The sequence below is a fragment of the Acidobacteriota bacterium genome, assembly GCA_003225175.1.
In the GTDB taxonomy this organism is placed as follows: Bacteria; Acidobacteriota; Terriglobia; order Terriglobales; family Acidobacteriaceae; genus Gp1-AA112.
The window spans coordinates 1-3,851 of sequence record QIBA01000180.1; the positions used below are offsets into that span (position 1 = coordinate 1).

General features: G+C 55.3%; 2 protein-coding genes. Both read left to right on the plus strand.

Going from position 1 to position 3,851, the window contains the following annotated elements:
* Positions 1–1,903, plus strand: a 1,903-nt coding sequence (locus DMG62_24260) for a hypothetical protein (GenBank protein ID PYY19781.1), incomplete at its 5' end; no start/stop codon positions are given.
* A 57-nt stretch (positions 1,904–1,960) separates the two neighbouring features.
* Positions 1,961–3,376, plus strand: a complete 1,416-nt coding sequence (locus tag DMG62_24265; protein ID PYY19782.1) for an argininosuccinate lyase — start codon at positions 1,961–1,963, stop codon at positions 3,374–3,376.
* Positions 3,377–3,851 lie beyond the last annotated feature (475 nt).

Below are 3,851 nucleotides of genomic sequence, written 5' to 3' on the forward strand. Positions count from 1 at the left end.
GCATGGCCAGTTTGTCGACACCCGCGTGGATTGGGTGATTAACACGAAGCACTCTGCATTCGTCCGCTACAACTATTTCAGGAACTCATTTCCGTTCAACACCAACGTGGGCGGGCTATTTGCGCTCGATGCCAGTTCCGATTTCAAGGACAAAGCCCACGTGATCGGAATGCAAGTCGTGAGCGCGCTTACTTCGAATTTGCTGAACGAATTCCGCTTTTCATGGCCGCTGCGCAGCAACAGTCATTTTCCTGGCGCGCTGACCGCTCCCGGACCGGCGGTAATCATTCCGAAAATCGCGAACTTTAATGGCACCATCGCCGCCGGCGACCAGTTCACGGAGAAGATCCCCAACCTCAACGAAAACCTGACTTGGATTCACGGAAAACATTCCTATAAATGGGGAGGCTCTTGGCAGGAAAATGTCGACATGCAGAAAGCCGATTCGTTCACGCAATACTCATTTCCCACCATCGCGGCTTACCTAAGCGCAAAATCCGGCGCCAATCCACGGTCTTATTCAACTGTCACGGTGAGCAATGGGGGCGTGGTTCCGTCCTATCACTCGGTCTTTTTCAGCCTGTACGGTCAGGACAACTGGCAATTCACGCCGAAGTTGACACTGGTTTATGGGCTCCGTTATGACAAGTTTGTGCCTCCACCCTCCGATCCCAATGCTCCCTTCATTGATTCCCGCAACTTCAATTCCCCAGGCGCAAATTTTGCCCCGCGAGTAGGCTTTGCCTACCGGCTGACGCCGAAGACGATCGTTCGCGGCTCCGGCGGAATCTTTTACGAATCGCCGGCAACCAACACCTGGTTCAACACGCTGCTGAATAATGGGAATCTCTCGTCGGTGTCCTTGGGACCGACTTCAGCTGGGGCTCCGGCGTATCCAACCATCCTTACTTCGGTGGCGCCAACAGGAACTCCGAATGATGTGACCTCGGTAGACCCCAACTTCCGCAATGCCTACACCATCAACACCAGCCTGCAGCTGTCTCGCGAACTTAGCAGCAACGACAGCATTACACTCGGCTACATTCATACGGGAGCCAGGAATCTCGAGTTCCTGAGCAACATTAACCTTATTAATCCGATCGCTAGTCTTGCTGATGGACGGCCGGTTTACAGCAAGAATGTGAATGCCAGCACGCGGCTCTTTCCGCAGTTCAACAATATTCTGCTGCAGCAATCGGGAGCGCGTTCCGTCTATGACGCCGCTGTTATTAACTACACGCATAGACTGTCTGCGGGAGTGCAGGTGAGCGCTGCGTACACCTGGTCGCATACCATCAGCGACTCGCCAGACGTGAACAGCTTCGAACAGAATCTGCCGATCGAGGACCCAAGCAATCGCCTGCGCGATCGCGGGAAAAGTTTGGTAAACCGCCCCAACTCATTCACCATGAGCTCGATTATCGAACCGAGGGTGAACAGCGGAAATACTGTTTTGCGCGGTATCTTGAATCACAACACGTTCTCGCTTCTCACGAATTTAGCTTCGGGAGATCAGCAGAACATTACCGGCAACTCCCAGATCAACGGCGACCAGAAAACCTCTACGGTCACGCGGCCTCTATTCATTGGACGCAATTTCGTGCGAGGGCCATCGATCTACCAGGTAGATCTTCGCTACACGCGCACCATCGCCAGACTTTGGGAGCACGTGGAGCCGCAGTTCTTTCTCGAGGCAAACAACCTCTTTAACCATCCCAATGTGACCAGCTTGAACACCGCGATCACGATCGGCGGTCTGGATTCCGCGGGATTCCCGACGGCAACGACTGGTCTGCCGGTTAACTCGACGGGTACAGTAATTCCGCTGCCATCCAGCTTCCCGAAATCCAGTACCGTGCTCGAAGGCAGAATCGTCCAACTGGGCTTGGTGGCGCGCTTCTAATGCAAACGGAAAGACCAGCGAGATGGATATGCGCCACTTTCCAGGAATGAGAGGCTCTTGACTTCCAACTCGACTCGCCTCGACAAGGCAGCAGGGGCGGAGAAGTTTCCCGCGCCGGTGTATCGCGAAACCGTGTTGGCGGCGAACTTCGAAGATGCGAAGCGCTATTTCCTCGCCGGTCTGCTGCAGATTCACTATGCGCATACGATCATGCTCGAGCGTCAGCACATCCTCTCTCGCGAGGATGCGCAGGCCTGCCTGAGCGCTCTGGACCGTCTTGATCTTGAGAAGATAAGGTCCGCGACTTACGACGGCACGTGCGAGGACCTCTTCTTCTATATCGAAGACCTGCTTGCCGCGGACATAGGGGTCGACGTTGCGGGCAGAATGCACACCGCGCGCAGCCGCAACGATATCGATCTCACTCTCTATCGCATGTGCGTTCGCAACGAAGTGCTTGGCTGTGCTGCCTGCGTTGCCGACGCCCGCGACGCCTTGTTAGGCTTGGCGGAAGCCAACATCACTACGCTGATGCCGGCGTACACGCACACCCAACCCGCACAGCCGACGACACTCGGCCATTATCTGGCGGCGGCGGCCGAGTTCCTGGGCCGTGATTTTGACCGCCTGTGTTCTGCCTGGACAACCGTCAACCGCAACCCGCTCGGGGCCTGTGCCATTACCACCACCGGATTTCCTATCGACCGCAACTTCACCGCAGAGCTTCTGGGTTTCGAGGGCCTGCAGATCAACTCCTACGGCTGGTGCACCGCTGAATTCAATTTTCTGCGCCTGAACGATTCGTTGGTGCAGACTTCCAGCATCATGCCGCAGAAGCGGAACCCGGTATCGCTTGAGCACACCAGAATTCTGGCGAGTAGAGCGTTCGCCCAGGCGCAGGGCGTATTAGCCTGCGCGCACAACACGCCTTTCGGTGACATCGTCGACAGCGAGGACGATCTCCAGCCATTAGTCTTTTCTGTGTTCCAAGACGCAACCCGGGCATTGAAGTTGTTTGCGGGGGTAATGCGCGGCTGTCAGGTCAATAAAGAGCAGATGGCGCGCCGTGCCCGGAGTGGATTCCTCACAGTGACGGAGCTTGCCGATACGTTGGTGCGGAGCGAAGGACTGAGCTTTCGGCTTGCGCATCGCCTAGTACATGCCGCAGTGCAAAAGCTGGGCGAGTACGATACCGAAGCGATGGTGGCTGCCGTCCAGGACCTTGCAGGGGAGATCGTCGGGCGGCCGCTTCGCACCGGCGCAAACATCCTTCGTCAAGCTCTCGATCCGGAACACTTTGTCGCGATCAGGAAGATTCCGGGTGGTCCAGCTCAGGAGACATTGCGCGCCCAGATTCTCGTAATGCGCAGGGAGCAAGAAACCATGAACTCCTGGATATCGCTGAAGAGGCAAAAGCAAAGCGAGTACCCGAAGCGAATCGAGAGCGCCAAAGCAATCATCCTTTGCAAGTGAAGCTAATTCGATCTGCAAGAACCGCCAACCTAAGACACCAGAAGCTCGAAGTATAGGAAAAACAAAATCGATTTCGTGCAATGAGCAGTTATGCAGCAGCAGTGTGCGTTTGAAAGAAGAACTACCGTAAGGCCTGAGGGGCAATTCTGCCCGCCCAGTTCATTCTCGCTCCTGTGGCGTCGAGAAGCGGATCTACTTTGAAATCACGCAGAATCGACTCCCGACCAACGAGGCGGACGCGGTCTGGGTCGTCGTCTCTGAGCCAGCAACATGAATATCCTTTCCGAGTCTTCTGCGCCGGAGCTGGTACTAAATATCGATGCGATCGCGTACGAATAAGTCATACTAGTCATCGCCTTTTGAATTTCGATACGCTTTAGGTCGTTCTGAGTGAGGAGTCCTATGCAGCTGCTCTCTCTCGTTCTGCTGTTTACCGCCATTACGGGATTTGAAAGGTTATCGACCCCGAGTATCC